Here is a 14,396-nt window from a genome sequence, read left to right as displayed (position 1 = left end):
ACGACAACCGTCCCGGAGGGGGATTCATCCCATGCTGTTCCTCGTCGCCGCACTTCTGCTGCTCGGCGTCGTCATGGGCACCGTGGCCCACGCGCCGCTCGGCTTCAGTCTCGCCGCCGCCGCCGTGATCGCCGCCTGGCTCGGCATCTTCGCGCTGCGCGAGCGCCACGGCCGCCGCCACACCACGACCCGCTGACGGAAGGAACGATCGACATGCAGCTCACCGCACCGGCCACGCGCCGCACGGGCGTCCGGGACACCGACGGCATGGCCGTCGCGTCCTTCATCCTGGGCCTCGTCGGCCTCCTGGTCCTCAACGTCTTCCTCGGCCCGATCGCCATCGTCCTGGCCTCGGTGGCCCTGTGGCGGGGCACGGGGCGCCGGGGCCGCGCCGCCCTGGGTCTCACGCTGGGCGTGGCCGACCTGCTGGTCCTGGCGTTCTTCATGCAGGCGGACTCGACGGTGTCCTGGAGCTTCTGAACGGCGGACGGCGGATGCCGGCGCCGGTCGCCGGCGCCGGCATCCGTCCCGGGGCACCTGATCCCGGGTCCGAGGAGCCCGCGCCGTAGAATCGGCTCACCATGGCATACCTCGACCACGCCGCGACCACGCCCATGCTCCCGGAGGCGGCAGAGGCACTCGTCGCCCACCTGGGCGTCACCGGCAACGCCTCCTCCCTGCACGCGGCCGGCCGCCGGGCCCGCCGTACGGTCGAGGAAGCCCGCGAGACCCTCGCCGAGGCCCTCGGCGCCCGCCCCAGCGAGGTCGTCCTCACCTCCGGCGGCACCGAGGCCGACAACCTCGCGGTCAAGGGCCTGTACTGGTCCCGCCGCGACGCCGACCCCGCCCGCACCCGCGTCCTCGCCAGCCCCGTCGAGCACCACGCCGTCCTGGACGCCGTGCACTGGCTGGGCGAGCACGAGGGGGCGACGGTCGAGTACCTCCCCGTGGACGCCCACGGCAGGGTCCACCCCGACGCACTGCGCGAGGCCCTCGCCCGCAACCCCGACGACGTGGCCCTGGCCACGGTCATGTGGGCGAACAACGAGATCGGCACGGTGATGCCGGTCCGCGAACTCGCCGAGGTGGCCGCCGAGTTCGACGTCCCCCTGCACGCCGACGCCGTCCAGGCCTTCGGTCAGGTCCCCGTCGACTTCGCCGCCTCCGGCCTCGCCGCGATGACCGTCTCCGGCCACAAGATCGGCGGCCCCTACGGAATCGGCGCCCTCCTCCTGGGCCGCGAGCACACCCCCGTGCCCGTCCTGCACGGCGGCGGCCAGGAACGGCAGGTCCGCTCCGGCACCCTCGACGTCCCCGCGATCGCCTCCTTCGCGGTCGCCGGCCGCCTTGCGGCCGAGCAGCGCGAGTGGTTCGCCGGGGAGATCGGCGCCCTGCGCGACGCCCTGGTCACCGCCGTCCGTACGGCCGTCCCCGACGCGATCCTCGGCGGCGACCCGGCACCGCAGGGCCGCCTCCCCGCCAACGCCCACTTCACCTTCCCGGGCTGCGAGGGCGACTCCCTGCTGCTGCTCCTGGACGCCCAGGGCATCGAGTGCTCCACCGGCTCCGCCTGCACCGCCGGCGTCGCCCAGCCCAGCCACGTGCTGCTGGCCACCGGCACCGACCCGGACCTGGCCCGCGGCACCCTGCGCTTCTCCCTCGGCCACACCTCCACCGAGGCCGACGTCGAGGCGGTCGCCAAGGCCATCGGACCGGCCGTGGAACGGGCCCGCGCGGCCGGGCTCACCTGAGCGAAGGTCCCACCCTGCCCCGGGTCGCATCCGGCCCGGGGCCACGCCCGCTCCGGGATCACACCCGACCGGGAGAGGGTCCCGAACGGCGGCCGCACCGCAGCGGCGGTCACGCCGTGGCCGCGTGGGCCTCCCGCACCAGCCGCAGGTACCGGTCCCAGTCCCAGTGCTCACCGGGGTCGGTGTGGTCCGTGCCCGGCACCTCCACGTGCCCGATGATGTGCTCGCGGTCGACGGGTATGCCGTACCGCCGGCAGATCCCGGCCGCCAGCCGCGCGGAGGCGGCGTACATCGCGTCGGTGAAGTCCTCCGGGCGGTCCACGAAGCCCTCGTGCTCTATGCCGACACTGCGCTCGTTGTACACGCGGTTGCCCGCGTGGAACGCCACGTCCAGCTCGCGGATCATCTGCGTGATCCGGCCGTCCTTCCCGACGATGTAGTGGGCCGCCGCCCGGTGGGCCGGATCCTGGAAGACCTTCACCGCGCTCGCCAGACTGCCCTGGGTGACGTGGACGACCACCATGTCCACCTCGTAGTCGTCAGGACGGTCCGCCCGGCGGAAGTTGCCCGTCGAGGCCGCCAGCCACCGCGCGCCGCGGAAGTCGACCGCGCCCTGCACCCGCGCCTTCTCCACCCCCGGCATGCGCCACCACAGCCTGGCCAGCTCGTCCCGCGCCAGCACGGCCGTGCCCACCGCGGCGGCCGCCCCGCCGACCAGCAGCGCACGCCGCCCGATCCGCCGGTCCGCGTCCTTCTTCCGCGCCCCCGACCCCACCCCGGCACCCGCCTCCGCGCCCGAGCCTGTCCCCGGGCCTGTCTCCGAACCCGACTCCGCACCCATCTCCGCCCCGCCTTCCTCGCCCCTCGAGATCCACAACGGATACTCGCGGGCCCCGGTTCCCGGCGCCCCGTACCCTGGAGGGGTTATGACTGAGACCTCGCCGCGCCCCCTCCGCGTCCTCGCCGCCATGTCCGGCGGAGTGGACTCCGCCGTCGCCGCCGCCCGCGCCGCGGAAGCCGGCCACGACGTCACCGGTGTCCACCTCGCACTCTCCGCGAACCCGCAGTCCTTCCGCACGGGCGCGCGGGGCTGTTGCACGATCGAGGACTCCCGCGACGCCCGCCGCGCCGCCGACGTCATCGGCATCCCGTTCTACGTCTGGGACCTCGCCGACCGCTTCCGCGAGGACGTCGTCGAGGACTTCGTCGCCGAGTACGAGGCCGGCCGCACCCCCAACCCCTGCCTGCGCTGCAACGAGAAGATCAAGTTCGCGGCGCTCCTGGACAAGGCCCTGGCCCTCGGCTTCGACGCCGTCTGCACCGGCCACTACGCCCAGGTGATCGTCCGCGAGGACGGCAGCCGCGAACTGCACCGCGCCTCCGACATGGCCAAGGACCAGTCGTACGTCCTCGGTGTCCTGGACGAGAAGCAGCTCGCCCACGCCCTGTTCCCCCTCGGCGACACGGTCACGACGAAGGACGAGATCCGCGCGGAGGCCGAGCGCCGCGGGCTCGCGGTCGCCAAGAAGCCCGACTCGCACGACATCTGCTTCATCGCCGACGGCGACACCCAGGGCTTCCTCGCCAAGCGCCTCGGCAAGGCGGAGGGCGACATCGTCGACGAGTCCGGCGCCAGGATCGGCACCCACGAGGGCGCGTACGGCTTCACCATCGGCCAGCGCAAGGGCCTGCGCATCGGCACCCCGGCCCCCGACGGCAAGCCGCGCTACGTCCTCGACATCTCCCCGGTGAACAACACGGTGACGGTCGGCCCCGCGGCCGCCCTCGACGTCACCGCCCTCACCGCGATCAAGCCCCGCTGGTGCGGCACCGCCCCCACCGCCCCCGGCACGTACACGGCCCAACTCCGCGCGCACGGCGGCGAGACCGAGGTGTCGGCCGAGCTGGTCGACGACTCCCTCGAAGTCACGTTCGCGGAGCCCGTCCGAGGCGTCGCCCCCGGCCAGGCGATCGTCCTCTACGACGGCACGCGCGTGGTGGGCTCGGCGACGATCGCGTCGACGGTTCGGGCGACGGCGGGCGTGGCCTGAGTCCACATCGGCGTGGTCAGCATTCGCCCTTCCTGCTGGTCACCGCGTACCGGTAGCCCGGTACGACCGCCGTCCCCTCACCGCCGGCGATTCCCGGAGCATTCCAGTCGTTCTCCTTCGACCGCATGCGTGTCACATGCATGCAGAAGGTCGCCGACGCGCCCGACGCCGTGACCTGATAAGTCGCCTCGTCGCCCTTGTTGGTACCGGAGGGGGAGGCGTACGCACCGAACTGCGGGGCGTCACCCCCACCGTGTTCGACGATCTCGGATTCGATCGTCGTCGCGTAGCCGTCGTCGTCGAAGCCGGTGTCGTAGATGTCGCCGAGCTCGATGCTGCCGTCGAGAGCCGCTGTGGCTCCCTCGACGGCGCTCGTGAGTTCGTCGTCGCTCCACTCGGCATCGTCGGAGACGGCGAAGCCCTGAACGGCCAGGAAGACTCCGGCACAGGCCGCCGCGACGAGCGTGACCCGGCCGACGACGAAGGCCCCATCGGGCAGTTCCTCTCCCGACGGGTGGAACCTCGTGCGCCAGGCACGTACCCGGTCCGCCTTGATGCAGGCCATGGCGAGAAGGACGGCTGACAGAGCGAGGCCGAGGATGTTCAGTTTTGTCAGAGCGTCCATGCTTCTCTCGTCGCTGGGGTGGCAACGGCGTGGGGTGGGCGAATCCGCCGCCCCCGTGCCGGGGCAGAGGAGACCGGATCGGGCGGCCGGTCCGACAGGCGTGCCGTCGGTCAACTCTGCTGGACGCGTGCACGGTTGTGTCCGGCCGGGCACGCCTGGACGGTAGCGACACCGTAACCCGCGGCCATTTTCTCATCACCGGCCTTCAGCTCGCCATGGCCATCCGCCACCAGCGCGTCATCGTCCCGCGGAGATCGGGCGAGCTCCCGTGGGACGTGCGGCCCTGGTCGTCCGGCTCTCTCCGCTCCCGCCGATGCTCCGCCGTGTCCCGGGTCCCTCGGCCCGAGGCCCGCGCGGAACCCCGCCGCACGGGCCGATGCAGGGGAACCGAGGCCCTCGGCTCACGAGCCGTCTGTGAAGAACTCCGTCAGGACAGGCGCCAGCACGTTCGGATCCACCATGTGGGTCTGGTCCGGCAGAGGCCGGTAGGTGCCCTCGGGCGCCGCGTCCGCGACCGTCTCGGCGGCCCGGCGCATCCAGTCCGGGCTGGCCGAGCCGGCCAGGGACAGGACCGGGACGCCGATCGAGGACAGCCGTTCGCGGGGGACCAGGCCGTCGCCCATGACGGCGTCGTCGTAGGCCAGGGTGGGGGCGATGGCCTCCATGGCGGGCCACATCGGGGACTGGCGGGCGCCCCGGATCATCTCCTCCGCCAGGCCCGTCAGGCGCAGGAACAGTTCCACGGCGTCCCCGCGGCGGCCCTGCCCCAGTGCCTCCGTCAGATTCCGGGTGTACGCGGCGCGTTCCCCGGCGCCGCCCTCGGAGAAGTCCGCGAACGGCACCTCGTACACCGCCACCCGGCTCACCGGCAGCCCGGCGGCCGCCGCCTCCAGGGCCAGCGCGCCGCCCGAGGAGACGCCGTACAGGGCCGCCTCCCCGCCCGCCGCCTCGATCAGCGCCGCCAGGTCCTCGACCTCGCGCTCGACCGCGTACGGCGCCGTGTCGCCGCTCCCGCCGCGGCCCCGGCGGTCGTACCAGTAGGCGGTGCGGTGCCGGGCGAGGAGCCCGGCCAGGGGCGCCACCGTGCCGCCCGTCGACATCGCCCCGCTCACCAGGATGACCGCGGGGCCCTGCCCGGCGCGGGCGTACGCGAGGGAGGTGCCGTCACGGGAAAGGGTCTTCTTGTCCATGCCTGTGCAGACTGCCCCAGGACACGGGAGTTATCGGCCTACGACACTTCCGGTTCGTAGAAGCACAGGTGGTCCCTGATCTGTTCGACGTCCGGTTTCGGGTCGGGATACGCCCACACGAGGTCGGGCGCGTCCGGCAGCGACCAGTAGGACGCCGTGCCCTTGAACGGGCAGTACGTGTGGGTGTCGGAGGGGGTGAGAAGGTCCAGGCGTACGTCCTCGGCGGGGAGGTAGTACCGCACCGGGCAGCCGGTCTCCCTGAGGATCAGGGGCCGGTCCGTCTCGGCCAGCACCTGGTCCCCGTGGACGACCCGCACGTGCCGGGTGCCCTGCTCGATCGTGATCGTGTGTCCGTCGGCCATGAAGAGGACAGCACGCGCGGGCCGCCGGTTCTTCCCGCGTACCGTGACCGCATGCGCATCTGTGTCTTCCTCTCCGCCGCCGACCTCGACGACCGCTACACCCGGCCCGCCCGCGAGTTCGCCGAACTGCTCGGCAAGGGCGGGCACACCCTCGTGTGGGGCGGCTCCGACGTCGGGCTCATGAAGGTGGTGGCCGACGGCGTGCAGGAGGCCGGCGGCCGGCTCTGCGGGGTCTCCGTGGGCTTTCTCGCGGCCAAGGCCCGGCCCGGCGCCGACGAGATGGTGATCGCCGGCGACCTGGCCGAGCGCAAGCGGCTGCTCCTGGAGAAGGCCGACGCGGTGGTCATCATGGTCGGCGGAACCGGGACCCTGGACGAGGCCACCGAGATCCTGGAACTGAAGAAGCACGGCCACACCGACAAGCCCGTCGTCCTGCTGAACACCGCCGGCTTCTACGACGGCCTCAAGGAACAGTTCCGGCGCATGGAGGCCGAGGGATTCCTGCCCCGGCCCCTGGCCGACCTGGTGTTCTTCGCGGAGGAGCCGGTCGGTGCGCTCGCGTACCTGGAGGAGAGCCGGGGCATCTCCTGAACCGGCGGTGATGCGAGCATGGAGACCATGGCTACTCATGTGATCACCGGGGCGGGTTCCGGCATCGGTGCGGCCGTCGCCCGCCGGCTCCACGCGCGCGGGGACGACCTCGTGCTGCACGCGCGGGACGCGGGCCGGGCGAAGGAGCTGGCGGCGCAGTTCCCGGGGGCGCGGACCCTGGTCGGTGACCTCGCGGACCCCGACAGGCTCAGCTGGGCCTTCTCCCACCAGTCGCTGCCGGAGCGGGTGGACTCGCTGCTGCACGTCGCCGGCGTGGTCGACCTCGGGCCGGTCGGTGAGCTGACCCCCAAGTCGTGGCGCCATCAGCTCAACGTGAATCTCGTCGCCCCCGCCGAACTGACCCGGCACTTCCTGCCGCAACTGCGGGCGGCCCGCGGGCACGTGGTGTTCGTCAACTCCGGGGCGGGGCTGCGGGCGAGCGCCGACTGGTCGGCCTACGCCGCCTCCAAGCACGGACTGAAGGCGCTGGCGGACTCCCTGCGCGCGGAGGAGCACGACAACGGGGTACGGGTCACCTCCGTCTACCCGGGCCGTACGGCCAGTCCCATGCAGGCCAAGGTCCACCAGCAGGAGGGGAAGGCGTACGACCCCGGGGAGTGGATCGATCCCGAGTCGGTCGCGACGACGATCCTCATGGCGGTCGATCTGCCGCGGGACGCGGAGGTCAACGACCTGACGGTGCGGCCGGGCCGGTAGCCGGGTCCCCCACCACGGGGGTGCGTGGGGACCACGGGGTGCGTGGGGACCACGGGGGTGTGTGGGGGCGCCCCCGGAGTACGTAGGCTTCCGCTCGTGAACGCACACTTCAGGTTCGGGCCCGCCACCGGGATCGGTTCCCTGCCCGGCGGCGACGCCAGGGAAGCCGCCAGGACGGTCGCCGGGTCCTTCGAGGACTTCCCCTTCCTCGCCGAACTGCCCGGCAGGGGCCCCGGTGCCGACATGATCGGCCGCACCGCCGGCATGCTCGTCGAGCTGTACGCGCGCGTGGAGCCCAGCGGCTGGCGCCTCGGTGACCGTCCCGGCAGGGACACCCGGCGGGCCGTGTCCTGGCTCCGGGAGGACCTCGACGCCCTGGAGGAGGCCACCCAGGGCTTCGAGGGGCAGCTGAAGGTGCAGGCCGTCGGCCCGTGGAGCCTCGCCGCCGCCCTGGAGCTGCGGGGCGGCGAGGCCGTCCTCTCCGACCCCGGCGCCTGCCGCGACCTCGCCGCCTCCCTCGCGGAGGGCCTGCGCCTGCACCTCGCCGAGGTGAAGCGCCGGGTGCCGGGCGCCCAGGTCGTCCTCCAGCTCGACGAACCCTCCCTCACCGCCGTACTGCGCGGCCGTGTCAGGTCCGCCAGCGGCTACCGCACGTACCGCGCCGTGGACCGCCAGGTCGTCGAGGCCACGCTCCGCGAGGCCGTGGCGGTGCACGACGGCGGTCCCGTCGTGGTGCACTCGTGCGCGCCGGACGTCCCGTTCGCCCTGCTGCGCCGGGCCGGTGCGACGGCCGTCTCGTTCGACTTCTCCCTCCTGACCGAGCGTGACGACGAGGTGATCGGCGAGGCGGTGGAGGCGGGCACCCGGCTGTTCGCCGGTGTCGTGCCGGGCACGGACGCCGCGTTGTCGGACCCTGCCGGTAGCGTCATGGGTGTCAGGACGCTGTGGCGCAGGCTGGGACTGCGACCGGACCTCCTCGCGGAGGCCGTGACGGTCACCCCGGCGTGCGGCCTCGCAGGGGCTTCCCCCGCGTACGCGCGGCAGGCCCTCGCCCACTGCGTCCGGGCGGCGAGATCCCTCGCGGACAACCCAGAGTAACGGGAGGACGACACGGTGGCCGGCGACAGGCAAGCGGAGACGACGGTGCCCACGGAGGCACGGGAGCAGCACGCGCAGCTCGCTGAGCAGATCGAGGAGCACCGCTTCCGGTACTACGTGAAGGACGCCCCCGTCATCAGCGACGCGGAGTTCGACCGCCTGCTGCGCTCCCTGGAGGCGGTGGAGGAGCAGTACCCCGAGCTGCGCACCCCCGACTCGCCCACCCAGAAGGTCGCCGGCGCGTACGAGACGGAGTTCACCGCCGTCCAGCACCGCGAGCGCATGCTCTCGCTGGACAACGCCTTCGACGACCTGGAGCTGGCCGCCTGGGCCGAGCGCGTCCACAAGGACGTCGGCGCCTCAGCCCACCACTTCCTGTGCGAGCTGAAGGTCGACGGCCTCGCCGTCAACCTGACGTACGAGAACGGCCGGCTCACCCGCGCGGCCACCCGCGGCGACGGCCGCACGGGCGAGGACATCACGCCCAACGTGCGCACCATCGCGGACATCCCCGACCGGCTGACCGGCGACGGCGTCCCGTCCCTCGTCGAGATCCGCGGCGAGGTCTACTTCCCGATGGAGAAGTTCGAGGAGCTGAACGCCCGTCTGGTCGAGGCCGGCGACAAGCCCTTCGCCAACCCGCGCAACGCGGCGGCCGGTTCCCTGCGCCAGAAGGACCCGCGCGTCACCGCGGGCCGGCCCCTGCACATGGTGGTCCACGGCATCGGCGCCCTGGAGGGGTACGAGGGCCTCGCCCGCCTCTCCGAGGCGTACGACCTCCTCAAGTCCTGGGGACTGCCCACCTCCCGGCACAACAAGGTGGTCGACGGCCTCGACGGCGTAAGGGAGTTCATCGCGTACTACGGCGAGAACCGCCACTCCGTGGAGCACGAGATCGACGGTGTCGTCGTCAAGCTCGACGAGATCCGGCTCCAGGGGCGGCTCGGCTCCACGGCCCGCGCGCCGCGCTGGGCGATCGCCTACAAGTACGCGCCGGAGGAGGTCAACACCAAGCTCCTCAACATCCGGGTGGGGGTGGGCCGCACCGGCCGCGTCACGCCGTACGCGCAGGTCGAGCCGGTGACCGTGGCCGGTTCCGAGGTCGAGTTCGCGACCCTGCACAACCAGGACGTCGTCAAGGCCAAGGGCGTCCTCATCGGCGACACCGTGGTGCTGCGCAAGGCGGGTGACGTCATCCCGGAGATCCTCGGACCGGTCGTCGACCTGCGGGACGGCAGCGAGCGCGCGTTCGTGATGCCGTCCGAGTGCCCCGAGTGCGGCACGCCGCTGCGGCCGATGAAGGAGGCCGACGTCGACCTGCGGTGCCCCAACGCCCGCGCGTGCCCGGCCCAGTTGCGCGAACGGCTGTTCTACCTCGCGGGCCGCAAGGCCCTGGACATCGACCACTTCGGGTACGTCGCCGCCGCGGCCCTCACCAAGCCGCTGGAGCCCGGGGAACCGCCGCTCGCCGACGAGGGCGATCTGTTCGACCTCACCATCGAGCAGCTGCTGCCGATCAAGGCGTACGTCCTCGACCAGGACAGCGGTCTGCCCAAGCGGGACCCGAAGACCGGCGAGGAGAAGATCGCCACCGTCTTCGCCAACCAGCAGGGCGAGCCGAAGAAGAACGCGCTCGCCATGCTGGACACCATCGCGGCCGCCAAGGACCGCCCGCTGGCCCGCGTCCTCACCGGCCTGTCCATCCGGCACGTGGGTCCGGTCGCGGCCGAGGCGCTGGCCCGCGAGTTCCGCTCCGTCGACCGCATCGAGCAGGCGACCGAGGAGGAGCTGGCCGGCACCGACGGCGTCGGCCCGATCATCGCGGCCTCCCTCAAGGAGTGGTTCGCCGAGGACTGGCACCGCGAGATCCTCCGCAAGTGGAAGGCCGCCGGCGTCCGCATGGAGGAGGAGGGCTCCGGCGAGGACGAGGGTCCGCGTCCGCTGGAGGGCCTCACCGTCGTGGTCACCGGCACCCTGGAGCACTTCACCCGGGACGGCGCCAAGGACGCCCTCCAGAGCCGTGGGGCGAAGGTGACCGGATCGGTGTCGAAGAAGACCTCGTTCGTCGTTGTGGGTGACAGCCCCGGATCGAAGTACGACAAGGCGATGCAGCTCAAGGTTCCGGTGCTGGACGAGGACGGCTTCACGGTCCTGCTCGAACAGGGGCCGGAGGCGGCCGCCGAAGTCGCCCTGCCGGTCGCCGAGTCGTGAGGACCGGCGGCCGAAGACCACCCGATCGGCGCATACCGGACGCTTACGGGTGCCGGGGGTGCATTCGGGCAACCGTCGACGACCGCTGCCCGTGGAAGCCTTCCGCGGCCTACTGTTGAGAAGTGCGCCCGCCGTGCCCCGCTGCGGTCGGGGCATCCCCCCGCTCCTGACGGGCGGGGGCAAGGGTCTTCCAACGCGGGGCCCGCGCAAGGCCGTCGGGCAGCGGACCGCGTGGCGTGGGCACCGCCGGCTGTGAGAGGGACGGGAATGGAACCGACCGAGAGCGCCGCCCCGGACACTGGGCTGCCCCGGCGCCGGGTCACCGACGCCTGGTGGGGCAGCCGGTGGGTGGCGTGGTCAGAGCGGCCCCCGGGCGAACCGGCCCGCGCCGGCGCCCCGCTCACCCGGACGGACCCGCGCGCCCCCGCTCCGTTCCCGCCCGGCAGCGATCCCTCCGGTGCGTACGGCGCCGACGCGGAACGACACCCGTCCTGGCCCGCGCTTCCGGCGGCCGTCGTCGCGGCCGCCGGGTTCGCCCTCGGCGCCGCCTTCTACCGGGCCTTCACCACCAGCCACGCGCTGTTCCCGCCCGGCACCGTCGGCTGGTCGCTGGCCGTGCTGACCGGCATCGTCGTCGGCCACCTCGTCCTGCTCGGCCGGGCCCGCTGGTGGGGCGGCACCGGCTCCGGAGCCGCCCTCACCCTCGCCGTCCTGCTGCTCTACGGCTGGCTGCCCGCCGGTCTGGTCAGCCTCACCGTCGTCGTCCTGGTCGGCATAGCCCGCCGCCACCGCTGGCGGCAGGGCATCCTGCACGGCGCGGTGGACATCCTCGGCATCGGCGCGGGCGCGCTGCTGCTGGCCGCGTGCGGGCCGGTGCCGTCCGTCGAGCGGCCCTGGACCCCCGACACCTGGACGCTCTACACCGCGCCCCAAGTGATGCTGGTCGCCGTCGCCTACCTCGCCGTCACCCGCGTCCTGCTCTGGTACCTGCACACGCCCCGCGCCGGCAGGCTGCCCACCGTCGCCCGTACGGCCCTGCTCAGACAGGGCCTGGTCGCCGTCGCCCTGCTGGGCATAGCCCCGCTGGTGTGCGTCGTCGCCGTGGCCGAGCCGATCCTGCTGCCGCTGTTCGCCATCCCGCTGATCGCCCTCGACTCCACGCTGTGGATGGCCCGCGCCCGTGCCGAGGAGCAGTTGCGCGACCCGCTCACCGGACTGCCCAACCGGCAGTGGCTCGGGGAGCGGATCTGGACCGCCCTCGACGACGCCGAACGCATCGGCGCCCGCGCGGCGCTCATGCTGATCGACCTCGACCGGTTCCGGTCGGTCAACGACACGCTCGGTCATCTCGCCGGGGACCGGCTGCTGCTCCAGATAGCCGACCGGCTCCGGCTGGCCCTCCCGCGCGGGGCCGAGGTCGCGCGGCTCGGCGGCGACGAGTTCGCCGTCTTACTGCCCGTCGCCGACTCCACGACCTCCGCGACCCGCGTCGCCCGCGGACTCGTCGCCGACCTCGGCTCACCGCTCGACCTCGACGGGCTCACCCTCGTCCTGGAGGCCAGCGCCGGAGTCGCCGTCTTCCCCGACCACGCACTCGACGCGGAAGGGCTGCTGCGGCGGGCGGACGTGGCGATGTACCAGGCCAAACGGGACCGTACGGGCGTCGAGGTCTACGAGTCCAAGCGCGACTCCAACACACCCGACCGGCTCGGTCTGCTGGGCGACCTGCGCCGCGCGCTCGACGCGCACGAGGTCCAGCTCCACTACCAGCCCAAGGTCCGCTTCGACGGACAGGTCGCCGGGCTCGAGGTGCTGGTGCGGTGGGTCCACCCCGAGCGGGGGAAGGTGCCGCCGGACGAGTTCATAGCGATCGCCGAATCCTCCGGGCTGATGCCCCACCTCACCGAGTACGTGCTGGACACGGCCCTCGCCCAGGTCGCCCGGTGGCGCGCCGAGGGCCTGCACGTGCCCGTCGCGGTCAACGTCTCCCCGCGCGACGTGCACACCCCCGGATTCGCCGGCTCGGTCGCGGCGCGGCTCGCGCGGCACGGGGTGCCCGCGGCGGCGCTCCAGCTCGAGATCACGGAACACGTCCTCCTAGAGGACCCGCAGCGCGCCGCCGACACCCTCAACGCGCTCACCGGACACGGCGTGAAGATGTCCCTCGACGACTTCGGCACCGGCTACTCCTCGCTGGTCCACCTACGGCGCCTGCCGGTGAGCGAGCTGAAGATCGACCGGTCCTTCGTGGCCCGGCTGGCGGTGGACACCGAGGACGCGGAGATCGTGCGCTGCACGGTCGACCTCGCGCACTCCCTCGGACTCCTCGTGGTCGCCGAGGGCGTCGAGGACGACGAGACGTGGGAGCGGCTGCGCGACCTCGGCTGCGATGCCGTGCAGGGATGGCTGGTCGCGGCGGCGATGCCGCCGGAGGAGACCACGGCGTGGCTGCGGGCCCGCGGGTCGCGGGGCTGGCAGCGGCCCGCGGCGGCGGCGTTGCCCGCGGCGTCCGAGGACTGACCTCGCACGCCCGTCCGACCGGTCCAGGGGCGGCCCCCCTCCGGTGACGGCGCCGCCCGCCGCGGGCCGGAGCCTCAGGCCGCGCCCGCCGCGAAGTGGTCGATCAGCAGCCGGAGCCGCTGGTCGTGGGCTCCCTCCGGGAGGCGGCCGCTGCGCATCAGAGTGGTGAGGCCGTGGAGGCCGGCCCAGTAGGTCTCCGTCAGGAGGCCGGGGTCCTCGCCGGGGGCCGCCACCGGGCGCACGGCCGCCAGCAGTTCGCCGAAGGCCTCCTGAAGGGCCGCCGGGGCCTCGGGGGTGGCGAACGGAAGTGCGACCGCGTGCGTGAACATCGCGTCGTAGAGCGCGGGACGGCGGCGCGCGAAGTCGGTGTACGCCGTTCCGACGGCCGTGAGGGACTCCCGGGCGCCGGTCGCGCCCGACCGTGCCGCCCGCATCTCCCGCGCCAGTTCCGCGCAGCCCTCCACCGCGACCGCCGCCATGATCGCGTCCTTGCCCTTGAAGTGGCTGTAGAGGACCGGCTGGCTGTACTCGATCTCGGCCGCGAGTCGGCGGGTGGTGACCGCGTCCCAGCCCTCGGCCTCCGCCAGTTCGCGCGCGGCCGTGACGATCAGCCGTTCGCGCTCCGCTCGTTCGCGCTCCCGGCGCGTCTGGATCGACATGCTCTGGATTCTAGCAGCGCTAGCCATTCTTTCGGCGCTCTGCTAGCTTCGCTCCAGTTGCTAGCGCCGCTAGCAAAACGGGAGGAGATCCGTCATGACCGTCACCGCCTACACCCTGGCCGTCGTCCTCGACCTGTTCATCGTGTTCATCGGGGCCCGCTTCCTGCTCCAGCCCCGGCCCTCCGCCGCCGGCTACGGCGTCCCGGCCGAACCCGGCGGCGACGCCGGCGCCTACCTCACCGTCAAGGGCCTGCGCGACGGCACCCTCGGCGTCCTCGGCCTCGCCCTGCTGGTCTTCGTCGGAGCCCGTGCCGAGGCCTGGTTCATGCTGTGCGCGGCGATCATCCCGCTCGTCGACACGCTGATAGTGCTGCGCCACGGCGGGACGAAGGCCGTGGCCTTCGGCGTCCACTTCGCCACGGCCGTGGTCGTGCTGGTCAGCGCCGGCCTGCTGTTCGCCGTCTGACGAACGCGAAGGGACCGCAGGGGTCCGACGGCGGGGCGCACCCGCCTCCGGGGCGTTCGCCGAGGCCCGCGCCGAGGGCCGCCCGGCAAACCGTTTAACGGGGACGCGCCGCCGACCCATAGGATTGGGGCCCAAAGCACACTCACTCACCCCAG

15 protein-coding genes are annotated in these 14,396 nt (G+C 73.1%); 10 read left to right on the top strand and 5 right to left on the bottom strand.

Annotation, left to right across the window (positions count from 1 at the left end; translation table 11 throughout):
• The first annotated feature begins 31 nt into the window (after window positions 1–31).
• The 3 genes from AB0N31_RS11605 (at window position 32) to AB0N31_RS11595 (ending at window position 1,751) form a co-directional block, all read left to right on the top strand.
• On the top strand, window positions 32–196 hold the full coding sequence (locus tag AB0N31_RS11605) for a hypothetical protein (RefSeq protein ID WP_366058168.1): 165 nt from the start codon (window positions 32–34) through the stop codon (window positions 194–196).
• 17 nt (window positions 197–213) lie between these two features.
• Entirely contained in the window at window positions 214–480 is a 267-nt protein-coding gene (locus AB0N31_RS11600; protein ID WP_366058167.1) for a DUF4190 domain-containing protein, read from the top strand.
• A 101-nt stretch (window positions 481–581) separates the two neighbouring features.
• Window positions 582–1,751 carry a cysteine desulfurase family protein gene (locus AB0N31_RS11595; RefSeq protein WP_366058166.1) on the top strand — a complete coding sequence of 390 codons (1,170 nt, stop codon included), beginning with the start codon at window positions 582–584 and terminating at the stop codon, window positions 1,749–1,751.
• Window positions 1,752–1,860: 109 nt separating this feature from the next.
• On the opposite strand, the gene AB0N31_RS11590 is transcribed toward AB0N31_RS11595, so the two are convergent.
• Window positions 1,861–2,592 (bottom strand): N-acetylmuramoyl-L-alanine amidase, encoded by a 732-nt coding sequence (locus AB0N31_RS11590; RefSeq protein WP_366058165.1) that lies wholly within the window; start codon window positions 2,590–2,592, stop codon window positions 1,861–1,863.
• Between the two features lie 85 nt (window positions 2,593–2,677).
• Here AB0N31_RS11590 and mnmA point away from each other — a divergent pair, with 85 nt between their 5' ends.
• Window positions 2,678–3,802 carry a tRNA 2-thiouridine(34) synthase MnmA gene (gene mnmA / locus AB0N31_RS11585; protein ID WP_366058164.1) on the top strand — a complete coding sequence of 375 codons (1,125 nt, stop codon included), beginning with the start codon at window positions 2,678–2,680 and terminating at the stop codon, window positions 3,800–3,802.
• Window positions 3,803–3,818: 16 nt separating this feature from the next.
• On the opposite strand, the gene AB0N31_RS11580 is transcribed toward mnmA, so the two are convergent.
• The 3 genes from AB0N31_RS11580 to AB0N31_RS11570 form a co-directional block, all read right to left on the bottom strand.
• Complete coding sequence (locus AB0N31_RS11580) at window positions 3,819–4,427, bottom strand: hypothetical protein (RefSeq protein WP_366058163.1); 609 nt, start codon at window positions 4,425–4,427, stop codon at window positions 3,819–3,821.
• A gap of 401 nt (window positions 4,428–4,828) precedes the next feature.
• Entirely contained in the window at window positions 4,829–5,617 is a 789-nt protein-coding gene (locus tag AB0N31_RS11575) for an alpha/beta hydrolase (RefSeq protein WP_366058162.1), read from the bottom strand.
• Between the two features lie 38 nt (window positions 5,618–5,655).
• Entirely contained in the window at window positions 5,656–5,979 is a 324-nt protein-coding gene (locus AB0N31_RS11570) for a DUF427 domain-containing protein (protein WP_366058161.1), read from the bottom strand.
• 51 nt (window positions 5,980–6,030) lie between these two features.
• On the opposite strand from AB0N31_RS11570, the gene AB0N31_RS11565 reads away from it, so the two are divergent.
• The 5 genes from AB0N31_RS11565 to AB0N31_RS11545 all read left to right on the top strand — a co-directional run bounded on the left by AB0N31_RS11565 (window position 6,031) and on the right by AB0N31_RS11545 (window position 13,116).
• The gene (locus tag AB0N31_RS11565) at window positions 6,031–6,570 is read left to right on the top strand and encodes a TIGR00730 family Rossman fold protein (RefSeq protein WP_366058160.1); all 540 of its coding nucleotides are present in this window, start codon (window positions 6,031–6,033) and stop codon (window positions 6,568–6,570) included.
• Between the two features lie 18 nt (window positions 6,571–6,588).
• On the top strand, window positions 6,589–7,287 hold the full coding sequence (locus AB0N31_RS11560; protein ID WP_366058159.1) for an SDR family oxidoreductase: 699 nt from the start codon (window positions 6,589–6,591) through the stop codon (window positions 7,285–7,287).
• 96 nt (window positions 7,288–7,383) lie between these two features.
• Entirely contained in the window at window positions 7,384–8,385 is a 1,002-nt protein-coding gene (locus AB0N31_RS11555; RefSeq protein ID WP_366058157.1) for a methionine synthase, read from the top strand.
• 15 nt (window positions 8,386–8,400) lie between these two features.
• Window positions 8,401–10,596 (top strand): NAD-dependent DNA ligase LigA, encoded by a 2,196-nt coding sequence (gene ligA, locus AB0N31_RS11550; RefSeq protein ID WP_366058156.1) that lies wholly within the window; start codon window positions 8,401–8,403, stop codon window positions 10,594–10,596.
• 267 nt (window positions 10,597–10,863) lie between these two features.
• Window positions 10,864–13,116 carry a bifunctional diguanylate cyclase/phosphodiesterase gene (locus tag AB0N31_RS11545; protein ID WP_366058155.1) on the top strand — a complete coding sequence of 751 codons (2,253 nt, stop codon included), beginning with the start codon at window positions 10,864–10,866 and terminating at the stop codon, window positions 13,114–13,116.
• Window positions 13,117–13,190: 74 nt separating this feature from the next.
• Here AB0N31_RS11545 and AB0N31_RS11540 read toward each other — a convergent pair whose 3' ends face one another.
• Window positions 13,191–13,775 carry a TetR/AcrR family transcriptional regulator gene (locus AB0N31_RS11540; RefSeq protein ID WP_366058154.1) on the bottom strand — a complete coding sequence of 195 codons (585 nt, stop codon included), beginning with the start codon at window positions 13,773–13,775 and terminating at the stop codon, window positions 13,191–13,193.
• A 94-nt stretch (window positions 13,776–13,869) separates the two neighbouring features.
• On the opposite strand from AB0N31_RS11540, the gene AB0N31_RS11535 reads away from it, so the two are divergent.
• The gene (locus AB0N31_RS11535) at window positions 13,870–14,241 is read left to right on the top strand and encodes a DUF4267 domain-containing protein (protein ID WP_366058151.1); all 372 of its coding nucleotides are present in this window, start codon (window positions 13,870–13,872) and stop codon (window positions 14,239–14,241) included.
• Window positions 14,242–14,396 lie beyond the last annotated feature (155 nt).

The sequence above is a fragment of the Streptomyces sp. NPDC051051 genome (assembly GCF_040682975.1).
Lineage (GTDB): Bacteria > Actinomycetota > Actinomycetes > Streptomycetales > Streptomycetaceae > Streptomyces.
This window is presented reverse-complemented; position numbering and strand designations above follow the sequence as displayed.